At 49.9% G+C, this 18,413-nt stretch carries 19 protein-coding genes; 7 read left to right on the top strand and 12 right to left on the bottom strand.

The window, feature by feature from the left end; genetic code table 11:
- Positions 1-43 precede the first annotated feature (43 nt).
- From BEA93_RS12885 to yfbV, 4 genes are all read right to left on the bottom strand, one after another.
- Positions 44-1,876, bottom strand: coding sequence for an SLC13 family permease (locus tag BEA93_RS12885; protein WP_001012850.1), 1,833 nt, complete (start codon positions 1,874-1,876; stop codon positions 44-46).
- Between the two features lie 86 nt (positions 1,877-1,962).
- Positions 1,963-2,613 carry a hexitol phosphatase HxpA gene (gene hxpA, locus BEA93_RS12880; protein ID WP_001203379.1) on the bottom strand — a complete coding sequence of 217 codons (651 nt, stop codon included), beginning with the start codon at positions 2,611-2,613 and terminating at the stop codon, positions 1,963-1,965.
- 10 nt (positions 2,614-2,623) lie between these two features.
- Positions 2,624-3,118 (bottom strand): YfbU family protein, encoded by a 495-nt coding sequence (locus BEA93_RS12875; protein WP_000426118.1) that lies wholly within the window; start codon positions 3,116-3,118, stop codon positions 2,624-2,626.
- Between the two features lie 83 nt (positions 3,119-3,201).
- On the bottom strand, positions 3,202-3,657 hold the full coding sequence (gene yfbV / locus BEA93_RS12870) for a terminus macrodomain insulation protein YfbV (protein WP_000106629.1): 456 nt from the start codon (positions 3,655-3,657) through the stop codon (positions 3,202-3,204).
- 337 nt (positions 3,658-3,994) lie between these two features.
- Between yfbV and ackA the strand changes: the two genes are divergently transcribed.
- The 3 genes from ackA to yfcC all read left to right on the top strand — a co-directional run bounded on the left by ackA (position 3,995) and on the right by yfcC (position 9,126).
- Positions 3,995-5,197 (top strand): acetate kinase, encoded by a 1,203-nt coding sequence (gene ackA, locus BEA93_RS12865; RefSeq protein ID WP_000095712.1) that lies wholly within the window; start codon positions 3,995-3,997, stop codon positions 5,195-5,197.
- A 74-nt stretch (positions 5,198-5,271) separates the two neighbouring features.
- Positions 5,272-7,416 carry a phosphate acetyltransferase gene (pta, locus tag BEA93_RS12860; protein WP_000086737.1) on the top strand — a complete coding sequence of 715 codons (2,145 nt, stop codon included), beginning with the start codon at positions 5,272-5,274 and terminating at the stop codon, positions 7,414-7,416.
- 189 nt (positions 7,417-7,605) lie between these two features.
- Positions 7,606-9,126 carry a putative basic amino acid antiporter YfcC gene (gene yfcC, locus BEA93_RS12855; protein ID WP_032141354.1) on the top strand — a complete coding sequence of 507 codons (1,521 nt, stop codon included), beginning with the start codon at positions 7,606-7,608 and terminating at the stop codon, positions 9,124-9,126.
- Positions 9,127-9,166: 40 nt separating this feature from the next.
- Here the strand turns inward: yfcC and BEA93_RS12850 are convergent, their stop codons facing one another.
- The 5 genes from BEA93_RS12850 to BEA93_RS12830 all read right to left on the bottom strand — a co-directional run bounded on the left by BEA93_RS12850 (position 9,167) and on the right by BEA93_RS12830 (position 13,146).
- Positions 9,167-10,120, bottom strand: coding sequence for a transketolase family protein (locus BEA93_RS12850; protein WP_000593041.1), 954 nt, complete (start codon positions 10,118-10,120; stop codon positions 9,167-9,169).
- Positions 10,113-10,943 carry a transketolase gene (locus BEA93_RS12845; protein WP_038354604.1) on the bottom strand — a complete coding sequence of 277 codons (831 nt, stop codon included), beginning with the start codon at positions 10,941-10,943 and terminating at the stop codon, positions 10,113-10,115. Before BEA93_RS12845 ends, BEA93_RS12850 begins: the two co-directional genes overlap by 8 nt.
- Positions 10,940-12,328, bottom strand: a complete 1,389-nt coding sequence (locus tag BEA93_RS12840; protein ID WP_001516785.1) for a PTS ascorbate transporter subunit IIC — start codon at positions 12,326-12,328, stop codon at positions 10,940-10,942. Before BEA93_RS12840 ends, BEA93_RS12845 begins: the two co-directional genes overlap by 4 nt.
- A 22-nt stretch (positions 12,329-12,350) precedes the next feature.
- The gene (locus BEA93_RS12835) at positions 12,351-12,623 is read right to left on the bottom strand and encodes a PTS sugar transporter subunit IIB (RefSeq protein WP_000699821.1); all 273 of its coding nucleotides are present in this window, start codon (positions 12,621-12,623) and stop codon (positions 12,351-12,353) included.
- 79 nt (positions 12,624-12,702) lie between these two features.
- Positions 12,703-13,146 (bottom strand): PTS sugar transporter subunit IIA, encoded by a 444-nt coding sequence (locus tag BEA93_RS12830; protein WP_000935564.1) that lies wholly within the window; start codon positions 13,144-13,146, stop codon positions 12,703-12,705.
- A gap of 251 nt (positions 13,147-13,397) precedes the next feature.
- Here BEA93_RS12830 and BEA93_RS12825 point away from each other — a divergent pair, with 251 nt between their 5' ends.
- A complete protein-coding gene (locus BEA93_RS12825) occupies positions 13,398-14,417 on the top strand; it encodes a LacI family DNA-binding transcriptional regulator (protein WP_001516786.1) in 1,020 nt (339 codons plus the stop codon).
- A gap of 6 nt (positions 14,418-14,423) precedes the next feature.
- Here BEA93_RS12825 and yfcD read toward each other — a convergent pair whose 3' ends face one another.
- Genes yfcD through yfcF form a run of 3 tightly spaced genes read right to left on the bottom strand, consistent with a single transcriptional unit; the run spans position 14,424 to position 16,282 of the window.
- Positions 14,424-14,972 carry an NUDIX hydrolase YfcD gene (yfcD, locus tag BEA93_RS12820; protein ID WP_000437936.1) on the bottom strand — a complete coding sequence of 183 codons (549 nt, stop codon included), beginning with the start codon at positions 14,970-14,972 and terminating at the stop codon, positions 14,424-14,426.
- 58 nt (positions 14,973-15,030) lie between these two features.
- Complete coding sequence (gene yfcE, locus BEA93_RS12815) at positions 15,031-15,582, bottom strand: phosphodiesterase (protein WP_001516787.1); 552 nt, start codon at positions 15,580-15,582, stop codon at positions 15,031-15,033.
- A 55-nt stretch (positions 15,583-15,637) separates the two neighbouring features.
- A complete protein-coding gene (gene yfcF, locus BEA93_RS12810) occupies positions 15,638-16,282 on the bottom strand; it encodes a glutathione transferase (RefSeq protein WP_000042426.1) in 645 nt (214 codons plus the stop codon).
- A gap of 134 nt (positions 16,283-16,416) precedes the next feature.
- Between yfcF and yfcG the strand changes: the two genes are divergently transcribed.
- From yfcG to BEA93_RS12795, 3 genes are read left to right on the top strand one after another with little or no spacing between them, the layout of a single operon-like run.
- Entirely contained in the window at positions 16,417-17,064 is a 648-nt protein-coding gene (gene yfcG, locus BEA93_RS12805) for a GSH-dependent disulfide bond oxidoreductase (protein WP_000566507.1), read from the top strand.
- Between the two features lie 56 nt (positions 17,065-17,120).
- Positions 17,121-17,483: a dihydroneopterin triphosphate 2'-epimerase gene (gene folX / locus BEA93_RS12800; RefSeq protein WP_016249014.1), complete on the top strand. Its 363-nt coding sequence runs from the start codon at positions 17,121-17,123 to the stop codon at positions 17,481-17,483.
- A 20-nt stretch (positions 17,484-17,503) separates the two neighbouring features.
- On the top strand, positions 17,504-18,397 hold the full coding sequence (locus tag BEA93_RS12795; protein WP_001516790.1) for a TIGR01777 family oxidoreductase: 894 nt from the start codon (positions 17,504-17,506) through the stop codon (positions 18,395-18,397).
- Positions 18,398-18,413: the final 16 nt, after the last annotated feature.

The following is an 18,413-nucleotide window of genomic DNA, read 5'->3' as shown; positions in this document are numbered from 1 at the left end:
AGCGTCGCATCAGGCCTACGTCGGTGGCGACATCAGGAGCTCGTCAAAACGGAAACAGCATCGGGATCATCACCACGCAAACCGCCATCACAATAATGGTAAACGGAACCCCCAGCTTCACAAAATCACTGAAGCTGTAATTCCCCGGCCCTAAAACCAATGTGTTAACGGGTGAAGAGACTGGTGTCATAAAGGCAGCGGATGCTGCCATCGCCACAACCATGGCAAAAGGATAAGGCGATACGCCCATAGTTTTGGCAGCAGCCAGCGCAATCGGGGCCATCAACACCGCCGTCGCAGTGTTAGAGATAAACAAGCCTATAACCGCCGACAAGACAAACAAACAGACCAGCATCATATGCGGCCCGTAACCACCGCCAATATCCATTAATCCTTTCACCGCCAGCGCGACGCCACCGGTTTTTTGCAATGCCACAGCAAACGGCATCATCCCAACGATCAAAATAATGCTCGGCCAGTGAATAGACTTATAGGCACTTTCAGCATCGATACAGCGGAATTTGCCCATCAGCAGGCAGGCAATGATAGCCGCAACAGGATTAGGAATTTCATCGGTCAACATTAACGCCACCATCAACACCAGACAGAAAATGGCATGGGGTGCCTGACTGTGAGCGGGCGATGCTTCACTCACCTCTTCCGGTAAGTTTAACGCCACAAAGTCGCGGCCTTGTTTTGCCAACATACCGATAAGCTTCCAGTTACCGACCACCAGAATAATGTCACCCAACAGCAGAGGCTCATCCGCCAGCGAACCTTCCAGCGCCACACCGTTGCGTTTCAGCCCCACCACATTTAGTCCGTAGCGGGTACGAAAGCCAATTTCACGCACCGATTTGCCAATAAGCTCTGACTCAGGAATTAATGAAATTTCTGCCATACCGACATCAAGAGCCTGATCGGAAAAATACTCGCCGCGCAAAACCATCGGCTCCAGCAATTGTTCACTACAAAATTGACGGAGATCGACGTCAGCCGCAGACATATCAATAAGCAAAACGTCACGCGCGCGGAATTCAGACACCCCGTTCACGTTCACGATAACGCGACGAAAACGCCGCCAGCGTTCAACACCAATGACGTTTGCGCCATAACGTTCACGCAATTTGAGATCGTCCAGTCGTTGGCCAATCATCGGTGAACCGGGACGAATAGCCAGACGACGCGCACGCCCGGTAAGACGGTATTCACGAATGAGATCGCGGAAGGTGCGACGCGTCCAGCCTTCGCGCTGCGGAGCCTGGGTATCCCCTTTTAGCATAAAGCGCATCACTAGCATGTATAAAATGCCAAGTACCAATACGACCAGGCCGATAGGGGTTACGCTAAAGAAACTGAAACCATGATAGCCTTCACGTAGCAGCTCACTGTTCACCACCAGGTTAGGCGGCGTCGCCACCAGCGTCATCATGCCGCTTATCAGTCCGGCAAAACTCAATGGCATCATCAGGCGCGACGGCGACGTCTGCATACGCATAGCAACACTTAACACAACAGGAATAAAGATAGCGACGACGCCGGTTGAACTCATAAACGCGCCAAGACCGGCAACTGTCAGCATCAGTAAAACCAACATTTTGATTTCACTGCTGCCCGCAACTTTGACCAGCCATGTCCCCATCACGGTTGCAACGCCTGTACGAACTAAACCATCGCCAATAATAAACAGGGCGGCGATCAGCACAACGTTAGGATCGGAAAAGCCGGAAAAGACTTCGGTGATAGTCAGCGTACCGCTTAATGCAAACGCGACAATGACAAACAAAGCGACAGCATCCATACGCACTCTGCCCGTCGCAAACAAGACTATCGCAATCGCCAGCAATGAGAGAACCCAAATCAATTCACCGTTCACAACATATCCTTGTTAATTGAGGGGGATGGTTTGATTCTGCCACAAAAAAGCCCCGTCGGGACGGGGCTAAATCATGATCTGGCGTTTCACGCAATAATAACGTCACCATTTGGCTGTTTGGTCACGGTAATTTGCTCCAGACTATGAAGGACCAAATCTACCTCATTCAGACGCGGGGTGTCTGCCGGTGCATTAACAGCAATAACATGGCAACCTGCCGCCAGACCAGAAAGCAAGCCAGCGGGAGCATCTTCCACTACCACGCATTCCTGCGGCGCAAGCCCCAGCAGTTGCGCGCCTAACAGATACGCATCCGGCTCAGGTTTTCCACGCTTAACCCGTTCAGCGGTAACAAACACCTCCGGCGCAGGAAGTCCGGCCACTTTATGGCGCGCTCGCGCAACTGGCATAGAACCTGAAGTGACAATTGCCCACGGAATACCCGCTTTATTCAAATGATTGAGTAAAGCTATCGCCCCCGGGAGCGCGGTAATGCCTTCGGTTTCCGTGGCCTCGATTTGTTCCAGACGCGTAAACTCGGCGGCAATTTCTGCCTCGGTTTTCCCCGCCATAAAGTGACGCAGAGACGTTATTGCCTGTTTACCGTGAATAAAAGCAAGCACCTCTTCCGGCGTTAGCCCATGCCGTTTCGCCCAGTTGCTCCACGCCCGCTCTACCGCAGGCAGGGAGTCCACTAACGTACCATCAAGATCAAACAGAAAACCTTTGCACCGCACGCAGGCCTCCTCAGGCGTTAATGATTTGATTAATTTCGTTGGTACTCAAATGATACTGACGCGGGCAGGAATGCCAGACGTTCAACATGCGCTGATATTTCTCCCACATTGGTGTCTGGGCATTAAAGCCATGAGTTCCAGCGTCAAAATGCGTGTAACGCCCTTCGACATTAACCATAAAGCGTACATAACCGAGATAACGCGCTTCAGTAGCGGCGTCGAAGCCGAGGAAAGTGACACGGCGTTCATCGATAGCTTGCTGATCCTGCAAATTAGACCAGGAAACATGCAGCGCGTGATACATCTCCATAATGTCGATGATAGTGCGGCAGGTTTCTTCTTTCAGCTCGCCAAACTCGCGATCCAGCTCGCGCATCTGTAACCCATAGCCACGCTCAATGATTGTTTGCAAGCGACGGTAACGTTCAGCATTTGCCGGATCGAGCATAGTCATCATTTTGTACTGGTTAGACAAAATAAGACGTTGCGCGTTGGTCATTTCCATTGTTGACTCCTGTATCACTTTACTACGGTGAAAAAAAAGAAGGCCGATGTCTGCCTTCTTTTATATGCGTAATCAGGGATCAATTACAAATCATCAAGGAAAGTTTTATCCAGTTGTTTGAAGGCGCGCTTAAGCGTGTCAGCTAATGCCTGATAGTCAGGCTTGCCTTCTACCGGTGCTAACGCTTGCCCGGCTTCCTGCAATTTACCGCGAACTTCATAAAACCAACTCAGGATCGCTGGCGGTAATGGCGTAACGGAACGCTTGCCCAGCCACCACAATCCCTGCATCGGTAAACTCAGAGCGAACAATGCTGTAGCAACTGCCGGACCAAGCTGACCGCCCAGCGCAATCTGCCAGCAGAGAGTAAATACGGCGATCGGCGGCATAAAGCGGATCGCATACCGCGTCATCTTAATAACGCGATTTTCAACAAACACCGGGGCAAGGCGTTTTTCCAGCGGCCACGTCTTTGAGTAGTGCTGTCCCCGGCGGAACAAACTAAAAAAATTAACAGAACGATTATCCGGCGTTGACATGCTTCACCTCAACTTCACATATAAATATTCAAAAATTTGTGCAAATTCACAACTCAGCGGGACAACGTTCAAAACATTTTGTCTTCCATACCCACTATCAGGTATCCTTTAGCGGCCTGAAGGCCTAAGTAGTACATATTCATTGAGTCGTCAAATTCATATACATTATGCCATTGGCTGAAAATTACGCAAAATGGCATAGACTCAAGATATTTATTCCATCATGCAAAAAAAATTTGCAGTGCATGATGTTAATCATAAATGTCAGCGTCATCATGCGCTACGCTCTATGGCTCCCTGACGTTTTTTTAGCCACGTATCAATTATAGGTACTTCCATGTCGAGTAAGTTAGTACTGGTTCTGAACTGCGGTAGTTCTTCACTGAAATTTGCAATCATCGATGCAGTAAATGGTGAAGAGTACCTTTCTGGTTTAGCCGAATGTTTTCACCTGCCCGAAGCACGCATCAAATGGAAAATGGACGGCAATAAACAAGAAGCGGCTCTAGGTGCAGGCGCCGCTCACAGCGAAGCGCTCAACTTTATCGTTAATACTATTCTGGCACAAAAACCAGAACTTTCTGCGCAACTGACTGCTATCGGTCACCGTATCGTACACGGCGGCGAGAAGTATACCAGCTCCGTAGTGATCGATGAGTCTGTTATTCAGGGTATCAAAGATGCAGCTTCTTTTGCACCGCTGCACAACCCGGCTCACCTGATTGGTATCGAAGAAGCACTGAAATCTTTCCCGCAACTGAAAGACAAAAACGTTGCTGTGTTCGACACCGCGTTCCACCAGACTATGCCGGAAGAGTCTTACCTCTACGCCCTGCCGTACAACCTGTACAAAGAGCACGGCATTCGTCGTTACGGCGCACACGGCACCAGCCACTTCTATGTAACCCAGGAAGCGGCGAAAATGCTGAACAAACCGGTAGAAGAGCTGAACATCATCACCTGCCACCTGGGCAACGGTGGTTCCGTTTCTGCTATCCGCAACGGCAAATGCGTTGACACCTCTATGGGTCTGACCCCGCTGGAAGGTCTGGTAATGGGTACTCGCTCTGGCGATATCGACCCGGCTATCATCTTCCACCTGCACGACACCCTCGGCATGAGCGTTGACGCAATCAACAAAATGCTGACCAAGGAGTCTGGCCTGCTAGGTCTGACCGAAGTAACCAGCGATTGCCGCTATGTTGAAGACAACTACGCGACGAAAGAAGACGCGAAGCGCGCAATGGACGTTTACTGCCATCGCCTGGCGAAGTACATCGGTGCATACACTGCGCTGATGGATGGTCGTCTGGACGCAGTTGTATTCACCGGTGGTATCGGTGAAAATGCCGCGATGGTTCGTGAACTGTCTCTGGGCAAACTGGGCGTGCTGGGCTTTGAGGTTGATCATGAACGCAACCTGGCTGCACGTTTCGGCAAATCTGGTTTCATCAACAAAGAAGGCACCCGCCCTGCTGTTGTGATCCCGACCAACGAAGAGCTGGTTATCGCGCAAGACGCCTGCCGCCTGACCGCCTGATTCCACACCGCCAGCCCTGCTGGCGGTGCTGTTTTGTAACCCGCCAAACTGGCGGTAACGAAAGAGGATAAACCGTGTCCCGTATTATTATGCTGATCCCTACCGGAACCAGCGTCGGTCTGACCAGCGTCAGTCTTGGCGTGATCCGTGCAATGGAACGCAAAGGCGTTCGTCTGAGCGTTTTTAAACCTATCGCTCAGCCGCGTACCGGTGGCGATGCGCCCGATCAGACAACGACTATCGTGCGTGCGAGTTCTTCCACCACGACAGCCGCTGAACCGCTGAAAATGAGTTACGTTGAAGGTCTGCTTTCCAGCAATAAGAAAGATGTGCTGATGGAAGAGATCGTCGCGAACTACCACGCCAACACCAAAGATGCCGAAGTGGTTCTGGTTGAAGGTCTGGTCCCGACACGTAAGCACCAGTTTGCCCAGTCTCTGAACTACGAAATCGCCAAAACGCTGAACGCGGAAATCGTCTTCGTTATGTCTCAGGGCACTGATACCCCGGAGCAGTTGAAAGAGCGTATCGAACTGACTCGCAACAGCTTCGGCGGTGCAAAAAACACCAATATCACTGGCGTTATCGTTAACAAACTGAATGCTCCGGTTGATGAGCAGGGTCGTACTCGCCCGGATCTGTCTGAGATTTTCGATGACTCTTCCAAAGCGAAAGTCAACAATGTTGATCCGGCGAAGCTGCAAGACTCCAGCCCGCTGCCGGTTCTCGGCGCTGTGCCGTGGAGCTTTGATCTGATCGCAACTCGTGCGATCGATATGGCACGCCACCTGAACGCCACCATCATCAACGAAGGCGACATCAACACTCGCCGCGTGAAATCTGTGACTTTCTGCGCACGCAGCATTCCGCACATGCTGGAGCACTTCCGTGCCGGCTCTCTGCTGGTGACTTCCGCAGACCGTCCTGACGTACTGGTTGCCGCTTGTCTGGCTGCAATGAACGGCGTAGAAATCGGTGCTCTGCTGCTGACTGGCGGCTATGAAATGGACGCGCGCATTTCTAAACTGTGCGAACGTGCTTTCGCTACCGGCCTGCCGGTATTCATGGTGAACACCAACACCTGGCAAACCTCTCTGAGCCTGCAAAGCTTCAACCTGGAAGTTCCGGTTGACGATCACGAGCGCATCGAGAAAGTTCAGGAATACGTTGCTAACTACATCAACGCTGACTGGATCGATTCCCTGACTGCAACTTCCGAACGCAGCCGTCGTCTGTCTCCGCCAGCGTTCCGTTATCAACTGACCGAACTGGCACGCAAAGCAGGCAAACGTATCGTTCTGCCGGAAGGCGACGAACCGCGTACCGTTAAAGCAGCCGCTATCTGTGCCGAACGTGGTATCGCAACGTGCGTACTGCTGGGTAACCCGGCAGAGATCAACCGCGTTGCAGCGTCTCAGGGCGTAGAACTGGGCGCAGGCATTGAAATCGTTGATCCAGAAGTGGTTCGCGAAAACTATGTTGCTCGTCTGGTCGAACTGCGTAAGAACAAAGGCATGACCGAAACTGTTGCACGCGAACAGTTGGAAGACAACGTGGTTCTCGGCACGCTGATGCTGGAACAGGATGAAGTTGATGGTCTGGTTTCCGGTGCTGTTCACACCACCGCAAACACCATCCGTCCGCCGCTGCAGTTGATCAAAACTGCACCGGGCAGCTCTCTGGTATCTTCCGTGTTCTTCATGCTGCTGCCGGAGCAGGTTTACGTTTACGGTGACTGCGCGATCAACCCGGATCCGACCGCAGAACAACTGGCTGAAATCGCAATTCAGTCTGCTGATTCCGCCGCTGCTTTCGGTATCGAACCGCGCGTGGCTATGCTCTCCTACTCCACCGGTACTTCTGGTGCAGGTAGTGACGTAGAGAAAGTTCGCGAAGCAACTCGTCTGGCTCAGGAAAAACGTCCTGACCTGATGATCGACGGTCCTCTGCAGTACGACGCTGCGGTAATGGCTGACGTTGCGAAATCTAAAGCGCCGAACTCTCCGGTTGCAGGTCGCGCTACCGTGTTCATCTTCCCGGATCTGAACACCGGTAACACCACTTACAAAGCGGTACAGCGTTCTGCCGACCTGATCTCCATCGGGCCGATGCTGCAGGGTATGCGCAAGCCGGTTAACGACCTGTCCCGTGGCGCACTGGTTGACGATATCGTCTATACCATCGCACTGACCGCGATTCAGTCTGCACAGCAGCAGTAATCTCGTCATTATCCGCAGCCATGCGCTGCGGATATCTGAACCGGAAATAGTCACTATTTCCGGTTTTTTATTCTCTTAATTTGCATTACTCCTTTCTGATTATCTTGCTTAACTGCGCTGCATCAATGAATTGCGCCATCTCACTTTGCATACTTACCACTTTGTCTTGTGCAAGGGAAAATTTGCGCTATGTCCGCAATAACTGAATCCAAACCAACCAGAAGATGGGCAATGCCCGATACGTTGGTGATTATCTTTTTTGTTGCTATTTTAACCAGTCTCGCCACCTGGGTTGTTCCGGTGGGAATGTTTGACAGTCAGGAAGTGCAATATCAGGTTGATGGTCAGACGAAGACTCGCAAAGTTGTAGATCCTCACTCATTTCGCATTCTGACCAACGAGGCAGGCGAACCCGAGTATCACCGAGTACAACTGTTCACGACGGGAGATGAACGCCCTGGTTTGATGAACTTCCCGTTTGAAGGGCTAACCTCTGGCTCGAAATATGGGACAGCCGTTGGCATCATCATGTTTATGCTGGTGATTGGCGGCGCGTTTGGTATCGTGATGCGCACAGGAACCATTGATAACGGGATTCTCGCGCTTATCCGCCACACTCGAGGGAATGAAATTCTTTTCATTCCGGCACTGTTTATTCTCTTTTCACTCGGCGGTGCGGTATTTGGCATGGGGGAAGAGGCCGTCGCCTTTGCCATCATCATTGCCCCACTAATGGTACGCCTGGGTTACGACAGTATTACCACCGTCCTGGTAACCTACATCGCAACGCAAATCGGTTTTGCCAGCTCGTGGATGAACCCGTTCTGCGTGGTTGTCGCCCAGGGGATTGCTGGCGTTCCTGTCCTTTCCGGCTCCGGGTTGCGCATTGTGGTGTGGGTTATCGCCACTCTGATTGGCCTCATCTTTACCATGGTGTACGCCTCACGGGTGAAAAAGAATCCTTTGTTGTCACGCGTGCATGATTCCGATCGCTTCTTCCGCGAAAAACAAGCTGATGTTGAACAGCGGCCGTTCACTTTCGGTGACTGGCTGGTATTGATTGTCCTGACCGCCGTCATGATCTGGGTGATTTGGGGCGTGATCGTTAACGCCTGGTTTATTCCAGAGATTGCCAGCCAGTTCTTCACTATGGGTCTGGTGATTGGCATCATCGGCGTTGCCTTCCGCCTTAACGGTATGACCGTTAACACCATGGCCTCGTCATTTACCGAAGGGGCGAGAATGATGATTGCTCCTGCACTGCTGGTCGGTTTTGCCAAAGGGATTTTACTGCTGGTTGGCAATGGCGAAGCGGGTGATGCCAGCGTGCTGAATACTATTCTCAATAGCATTGCCAATGCCATTAGCGGCCTGGATAACGCGGTCGCGGCCTGGTTTATGCTGCTCTTCCAGGCGGTATTCAATTTCTTTGTGACATCCGGTTCTGGTCAGGCAGCGTTAACCATGCCTTTACTGGCACCGCTTGGCGATCTGGTTGGCGTTAACCGTCAGGTTACCGTGCTGGCGTTCCAGTTTGGCGATGGCTTCAGCCATATCATTTACCCGACCTCGGCTTCGTTAATGGCGACGCTCGGTGTTTGCCGGGTAGATTTCCGTAACTGGCTGAAAGTGGGTGCAACACTGCTTGGACTGCTGTTTATTATGTCCAGCGTCGTGGTGATAGGCGCTCAGTTAATGGGTTACCATTAAGTCAATAATCCCCTTGCCAGTCTCTGGCAAGGGGAACTGATTACAATAGCTCTCTGGCTGCCGCCACAATATCATGCGCGGTTAACCCGTACTCTCTCTGTAAAAAGTCCTGAGTTCCAACCTGACCATAACGCTCCTTCACGCCCACGCGACGCATTGGTATTGGGCAACTTTCGACTAATACCTCGGCAACGGCTGACCCTAGCCCATTGTGAATACTATGGTTTTCACAGGTCACAATACGCCCCGTTTTCTCGGCATAATTTTTAATCAACATTCGGTCAACAGGTTTAAGAGTAAACATATCAATTACTGCCGCACTTACACCGCTCTGTTCCAGTTGACGTGCGGCCTCCAGGGCTTCAGCCACCATAATGCCATTAGCAATCAGCGTGATGTCAGTACCTTCACGCAGTACATTGCCTTTACCAATAGAGAAGGTTGTCCCAGGAGAATAAATACTTGTCGCTTGCTTACGGATCGTACGAACCCAGTAAAACCCATCAAGCTCTACAAGCTGGCGTAAAATATCACTAAACATCACCGCATCGGTCATCTCCATCACCACCGAATGCGCCAGCCCACGCACAATTCCCATATCTTCAAATGACATATGTGTTCCGCCATTGTGGCAAGCGGTAACACCCGCATCAGAAGCAATCACTTTGACATTAGCACGCTGGTAATCAAGCGACATAAAGAGCTGATCAAAACAGCGACGACTGGCAAATGCGGTAAAGGTATGCACGAATGGCTTGCGCCCGGTTAAGGCCAGCCCTGCAGCGGTGCCGATAACATTAGCTTCCATAATGCCGCAATTAATGACGTACTGTGGATAATCCCGCGCCACGCTGTCCATTGCCATGGAACTCATTAAATCAGCCTCAAGGGCAATGACAGAATTACCGTTTTCAATCTGTTGCGCAATAAAGCCTGCATAAATTTTGCGCATCTCGATGCTGTCTTTTTGTCCTGCCGGTGCGAGCTTAATCATGCATGGCCTCCAGTTGGCGAATTGTTTCGTTTAGCGTCTCCTTCATTTCTTCCGTGAGGCGTAAATGATGAGAATTACTAAGTTGCTCAAGACACGCTACCCCCTGCCCTTTGATACTATCGAGAATGACTACTCTCGGTCTGGCCTCGGCTGGTAGAACAGGTTTAACTACATTCAACAACCCCTCAATATCATCGCCCTTCACTGTCACGACATCAAAACCGAAAGCGCGGAATTTTCCTTCTAAATCAAATGGATTAATAATTTCATCCAGTTCGCCATCAAGCTGCTGTTTGTTCCAGTCCACAAACACAGTGAGATTATTCAAACGATGATGAGCAATAAACTGGAAGGCTTCCCAACATTGGCCTTCGTTAAGTTCACCATCGCCAACAATACAAAAAACCCGATTCTTGCGCCCCGCCAGTTTATGCGACAGCGCCATCCCTCCTGCAATGGATATCCCCTGCCCCAGCGATCCTGTAGTGGCATCAACACCACGCGTTTTTAGCCGATCCGGATGACTTGGTAAGCGAGTTCCGTTCTGATTTAAGGTGCTTAATTCTTCCAGTGGAAAATAACCTTTCAGCGCCAGAGTACTGTAGAGCGCAGGTCCGGCATGCCCTTTTGACAATACAAAATAGTCACGATCAGGCCAGTCGGGATCAGCAGGATCAATTTTCATCACCGCGCCATAAAGAACTGCCAGCGTTTCCACAACAGACATGCTGCCACCATAATGACCAAAGCCAAGATGAGTTAATGATTTAAGCGTCTGGATACGAATATCCCGTGCAAGTTGTGTCACTTCTTTAACATTCATGATTTGGCTCCGCTCTTCTCCTGCACTTTGGCAGCGAGTTTGTTATTGGCGAAAATGTTCCAGGCAACCAGCAGCACAAATAGCGCTACTACAAGTCCGGTTATGGCAAAAGGCGAGAGATAACGCGCCAGGTTCCCGAGAACGATGCCGACAGCACCAAAATCCGCATCGGAAAAGGTCGTATTTGCAAAGCCTATCGCCCCCAGAACTGGCAATAACAGCACTGGCAGGAAGGTAATCAATAAACCATTCGCAAAAGCACCAATCATCGCGCCGCGACGCCCACCCGTAGCATTACCAAATACACCCGCAGTTGCTCCGGTGAAGAAGTGAGGAACGACACCAGGAAGAATCAGCACCAGTTTCATCTGTCCCAACAAAAATAGCCCCACCAAACCACCAAGAAAACTAAATAAGAAGCCAACTAACACTGCATTTGGCGCATACGGATACACAACCGGACAATCGAGGGCGGGACGCGCATTCGGCACCAGCTTTTCTGAAAATCCGGTAAATGCCGGAACAATTTCAGCAAGGATTAAACGCACACCTTGCAGAATGATAAATACGCCTGCGGCGAAGGTGATGGCCATAATAATGGCGTAGACAAGGTAGTTTTGACCGCCACTAAACTGGCTTTCAACGTACTCGCGCCCCGCACTGATCGCCATGATCAGATAAATCACCATCATCGTAAGGGAAATAGAGATGGAGCTATCGCGCAGGAAGCTCAGATTTTTGGGCAAATTCATCTCTTCGGTGGAACGCGAACCTTTACCGCACATGCTGCCAATCCAGCCAGAGAGTACATACCCCAAAGTACCAAAGTGACCAAAAGCGATTTCATCATTCCCGGTAATACGCCTCATGTAACGTTGTGCTAATGCAGGGAAAAACGCCATCACTAATCCCAGAATAAGAGAACCGGTAAATACCAGTGATATACCTTCAAAACCAGCCACTGTCAGAATCACACCAATCATGCAGGCCATATAAAATGTGTGGTGTCCGGTCAGAAAAATATATTTCAAGCGGGTAAAGCGGGCAACAATAATATTCGCTACCATACCAAATGCCATAATAAGCGCCGTCGACGCGCCATATTTTTCCAACGCAATAGAAACAATAGCCTCATTATTCGGAATGATACCCTGAATATTAAAGGCATGTTCAAACATACTACCCAGCGGATTTAAAGAACCAACCAGAACAGTGGCACCACCGCCCAGAACAATAAATCCGAGAATGGTTTTAATTGTGCCTTTAACAACATCTGAAAATGCTTTTTTCTGAGCAACCAGACCGATTAAGGCAATCAAGCCGACCAGTACCGAGGGTACTTTGAGTATATCAACAACAAAATTCAGCGTTTCAAGGATAAACATATCCACCTCGCTTCAATTAAGGTTATTGTTTTGCGAACCAGTTACGCAGTTGCGTTTCAAGTTCATTAATATCAATGATGTTGTTGATAACCACCAACTGACTTTCCGGTACGCTGGCACTGGCGGCAATATCTTTAGCCATCACAAATAAATCGGCAGCCCCTGGCGTTGCTGATGAGAGATCGGAATGTTCCACTTCCGCTTCTATCTCCATTTTTTTCAGAACTTTTTTAATATTCATTTCGACCATAAAACTACTACCAAGCCCTGAGCCACAAATAGCCATAATTTTCATTATATTCACCATGTTAAGTTGTAGAAGTTCTCATCACGCAACGGCGTAATGTTGTGACAAGACTGAATTTTGAATGTAATTAGAATCGTGAAATTATCGTTTTTATTTCCTCCAGGTTGCGAGCCTGATGCAATTCCTGTAAATCCTTCTCACTGGAGAATAACTCAGCCAGTGCAGATATCATTTCGATATGGCTGTGTTTATCTGGTGCGGCAAGTAAAATGATGACATCTACAGGATCAAATTCCTCTGCATTAAAACTGACACCTTCTTCGAGTTTTAATAATGATAACCCCAATCCTTTTGCACCTTCTTCTGGTCGGGCATGGGGCATTGCCAACCCAGGCGCCAGGACATAATAAGGCCCCAGTTTTTCATGTTGTGTTTTTATCGCACTGAGATAATCCGTCGTAATTATCTCCGCCTCCAGTAACGGTCTGGCACAAATATCTAATGCTTGCTGCCAGGTTGTGACATTCTTTCGTAATGCGATTGTTGAATCAGAAAGCCAGGTATTAAGCACTTGTCCTCCTCATTTTCCGTGTCAATGAGCAGACTTTAAGCAAGCAACGGCGGCATATCTGAGATCAATCTCACAAAGATAGCGCTATCAGTATGTATCATTCATATTTGTGATAGCGCTATCAAAACGGATTTCACTGATGAAATCCAAACTTCTACCAGAAATTAAGGGGTATACTCTGCTACCAACAGGAAGCCGTTGATGATAAGTAAAAAAAGATCTCCATATGTAGTCGCTGAGCAGGATTTTGTATGGCAATAACCCGAAAACGTCGTAGTACTGGTAAAGTCACTATCGCCGATGTCGCGCAACTCGCAGGAGTTGGCACAATGACTGTATCCAGAGCGTTACGCACTCCCGAACAAGTTTCCGATAAACTGCGGGAGAAGATTGAAGCCGCAGTTAATGAATTAGGGTACATGCCCAACCTCACTGCAAGCGCGCTGGCATCGGCATCTTCGCACACGATTGCAATGGTCGTACCAAACCTGGCTGAAGCAGGATGCACGGAAATGTTTGCCGGGCTGCAACATGTACTACAACCAGCGGGATATCAGATAATCCTGGCTGAGTCACGCCATCGTCTGGAGCAAGAAGAAAAACTGCTGGAAACTCTGCTGGCTTCTAATATCGCCGCAGCGATTTTGCTCAGTGTTGAGCATAATAATACCGTGCGTAACTGGCTCAAAAATGCCTCGATTCCCGTTATGGAAATCGGTGCCATTCGTACCGATCCGATTGATATGAACATTGGCATTGATAATGTCGCAGCAATGTTCGAACTGACGGATATGCTGGTACAACGTGGTTATCAGAATATCGGTTTGCTATGCGCCAACCAGGAACAGTGGATCTTTCAGCAGCATTTACAGGGATGGTATAAAGCTATGTTACGCCATCATATGTCTCCCAACCGTGTTATTAACGCTGCTCTGCCACCGGTTTTTTCCACCGGAGCATCACAATTACCGGAATTTTTACTCGCATGGCCGGAACTGGATGCCCTGGTATGTGTGTCAGATGAGTTGGCCTGCGGTGTTCTGTATGAATGTCAACGAAGACGCATCAAAGTACCAGACGATCTCGCCGTAGTGGGATTTGGTGACAGTGACGTTAGTAAAGTTTGCCAACCACCATTAACAACAATGGCCGTTCCTCACAGGAAAATTGGTCTGGAGGCAGGAAAGGCTTTGCTGGAACGAATTAGAGAAGGTAACTGGAGCGATCAGGTACTCATCGCTCCCAGTTTGTGTTTACGTGAAAGCTGCTGAAACTTATTAAGCCTCTTCTGGATCTTCTTTCGTTTCTACTTCATTCCTGGCATTGCGCTTCATCCACAATGCCAGGGCTTTCAGCGAGTCAGGTGTGAACTCATCGCAACGTGCGGTAATTTCTTCCGGCGTCAGCCAGCAAACCTCACTGACTTCATCTTCCTGGAGAGCGAAAGGACCGTGGGAGACACAACTGAATAACGCGCCCCAGACACGGCAATTTTTATCTTCGAAATAGAACTGCCCGTGCTCGGCAAAGGGGACTCCGGCAATGCCCAACTCTTCTTCCGCCTCGCGACGTGCGGATTCCAGCAGTTGTTCATCGGCCTGGACCACGCCACCTGCGGTCGCATCTAACATGCCGGGTAAAAAGTCTTTTGTCTCGGTACGACGCTGCACAAGAATTTTGCCCATACCATCATGTACAACGATGTAAGTTGCACGATGGCGCAGACACTGTGCCCGCATTTGTTCCCGGCTGGCTTGTGCAATGACTTCGTTCTCTTCATTGACAATATCCACCCATTCAGTACTTGCCAAACGACGCTGTTCCATTATCAGGAAACCTTCTTTTTCTGGCGCTCTTACGGCGCATTTTGAGTTGTGGGGTAAATTACGGATTAATCGCGACCTGCGCAATGATACTTTGATCATTGAGTGCGATTACGCTTAGTACGTCATCATCCAGCGTGCCATAACTCGCCGGATAGCCGCCTTTCGGAATGCTTACCGAACCGGGGTTAAAGTGGAAAATATCCCCCCGCTTTTCCGCTACTGGTAGATGGGTATGACCATACACCAGCACGTCGTTCTGGTTTAAAGCAGGCAGATTATCCGGGCCAAACAGATGGCCATGCGTCAAAAACAGACGTTGTTTTTCCAGTAACACCTGTTGCCACGGCGCGGTTATCGGGAAATGCAGTAGCATTTGGTCCACTTCGCTGTCGCAGTTGCCGCGCACGGCGATAATGTTATGCGCCATCTCATTCAGCCGTTCGGCTACTTTGGCTGGCGCATACCCTTCAGGCAGGGCGTTTCGCGGACCATGATTCAGCACGTCTCCGAGAATCACCAACCACTGGGCACCGCTTTGGGCAAATAAATCCAGAACACGTTCCGTCGCCGGTAACGACCCATGAATGTCCGATGCAAACATCAGTTTCATCACTCACTCCTCGTCGAAAAAACGTAAGCTATGATACTGGATTCTGTCGTTGCTATCAGCCAGATTGCTTTGCTGAAAGTGCAATAAAACGCTGAACTGAAGCCCGCTGCCACTGGAATGCCGCATAATCCACCAGACGTTCCGACACCTCATCACCATGTAGTACCAGACGATTAATCATTAACGCTAAATCAGTATCCGCAATACACCATTCGCCAAACAGATTCGGCTGACCATGCGCCAGTAAATGTTCTGCCATCGCGAACAGTTTCTCCGCGCTGGCTTTTCCCATTGCCGATAGTGGCGCTTTCTTCGCACCGGCAAAAACGACATCCGTAGAACGTTCTTCGCGGATGGGCATCAGATCGCTGCGTAGCCAGGCCTGAATCTGCCGTGCCCGCGCCCGGTGTTGTAAATCAAGCGGATAAATACGCTCCCAGGTCGGCGGCGCAAAACAGTCCTCCAGATATTCTGCAATGGCAGAGGATTCACTCAACTCAAAATCATCAATTTGTAACAACGGCACGCGCCGTGTCTGCCCATAACCTTGCCACGTCGGCTGCAAATGTTCACCGCTGTCGAGGTCGATGGTCTTCATATGAAAAGGCAGACCTTTTTCCTGCAACGCCACCCAGGCGGATAACACATAAGGGGAGAAAAAATGGGCATCTGACCAAAGCGTGATAGCGGGTTTACTCATTATGTCCTCAGCGATAAATGGGCTTGCTATCAAACTATAGAGCCTTTTTGTCACCGTTACGTGATGAAAACTCACACAAGTCGCCACGGTTTCTATACTTGAGATGTTCAGATTATTAGATAACCGGAGCTGCGATGATCGATCTCTATTTCGCCCCCACACCGAATGGTCACAAAATCACGTTGTTTCTCGAAGAGGCAAGGCTGGATTATCGCTTAATCAAAGTTGACCTCGGTAAAGGCAGTCAGTTTCGCCCGGAGTTTTTGCGCATTTCACCGAACAATAAAATTCCGGCAATTGTCGATCACTCCCCAATTGACGGCGGCAAACCATTAAGCATGTTTGAGTCGGGGGCTATTTTGTTGTATCTGGCAGAGAAAACAGGACTCTTTTTGAGCCATGAACCGCGTGAACGCGCCGCCACATTACAGTGGTTATTCTGGCAGGTTGGCGGCCTGGGGCCGATGCTCGGGCAAAATCATCATTTTAACCACGCTGCACCACAAAGCATTCCTTACGCAATTGAACGTTATCAGGTTGAAACCCAACGTCTCTATCACGTACTGAATAAGCGGTTGGAAAACTCCCCCTGGTTGGGCGGAGAAAACTACAGCATTGCAGATATTGCCTGCTGGCCGTGGGTCAATGCCTGGGCTCGCCAGCGCATTGACCTCGCGATGTATCCGGCAGTAAAAAACTGGTATGAGCGAATCCGTTCGCGTCCTGCTACCGGGCAGGCGCTGCTAAAAGCGCAAGTAAATGATGAGATTTCGAATAGTTAACAGAACCGGGTTCTCGTGTATTATTTAATCCTAAATAAAACAACGGAGAACCTGCAATGGCACAACCTGCCGCTATTATTCGTATAAAGAACCTTCGTTTACGTACGTTTATCGGAATTAAAGACGAAGAGATTAACAACCGTCAGGATATTGTTATCAACGTTACGATCCACTACCCCGCCGATAAAGCGCGCACCAGCGAAGATATTAACGACGCGCTGAATTATCGCACCATTACTAAAAACATCATTCAGCATGTAGAGAATAACCGTTTCTCTTTGCTGGAAAAATTAACTCAGGATGTGCTCGATATCGCACGTGAACATCACTGGGTGACGTATGCTGAAGTGGAGATCGATAAACTTCACGCGCTGCGCTACGCCGATTCGGTATCAATGACCTTGAGCTGGCAGCGTTAACCGCCATATCGGGAGGCTGCATGAATATAGTGATCACCGGAGGGACGGGATTAATTGGTCGTCATTTAATCCCTCGTTTGCTAGAGTTGGGGCATCAGGTCACGGTGGTGACGCGTACCCCGCAGAAAGCCAGCTCCGTCCTCGGCCCTCAGGTGACGCTATGGCAAGGGCTTGCCGATCAACGCAATCTCAACGGCGTGGATGTGGTGGTCAACCTGGCTGGTGAACCCATTGCTGATAAACGCTGGACTCACGAGCAAAAAGATCTCCTCTGTCAAAGTCGCTGGAATATCACGCAAAAACTGGTGGATTTGATTAACGCCAGTGACTCGCCGCCGTCAGTGCTTATTTCAGGCTCGGCGGCGGGATATTATGGCGATTTAGGTGAAGTGGTGGTCACCGAAGAAGAACCGCCGCATAACGAATTTACCCATAAACTCTGTGCCCGCTGGGAAGAAATAGCTTGTCGGGCACAAAGTGACAAAACACGAGTATGCCTGCTACGAACCGGTGTGGTGCTGGCACCAGATGGCGGTATCCTCAGCAAAATGCTGCCACCGTTTCGCCTTGGTCTGGGAGGTCCGATTGGCTCCGGTCGGCAGTATCTGCCCTGGATTCATATTGATGATATGGTTAACGGTATTCTCTGGCTGCTGGATAACGATCTGCGGGGACCATTTAATATGGTTTCGCCATATCCGGTACACAATGAACAATTTGCCCACGCGCTAGGCCATGCACTGCATCGCCCGGCGATTATGCGCGTCCCTGCCGCAGCCATTCGCTTGCTGATGGGGGAATCATCGGTTCTGGTATTGGGCGGACAACGTGCGCTGCCAAAAAGGCTGGAAGAAGCGGGGTTCGCTTTTCGCTGGTACGATTTAGACGAAGCGCTGGCGGATGTTGTTCGCTGATACGCTTTGCCGCGAA

Origin of the sequence: Escherichia sp. MOD1-EC5950 (genome assembly GCF_002965345.1) — a bacterium.
Classification (GTDB): Bacteria; Pseudomonadota; Gammaproteobacteria; order Enterobacterales; family Enterobacteriaceae; genus Escherichia; species Escherichia marmotae.
This window is presented reverse-complemented; position numbering and strand designations above follow the sequence as displayed.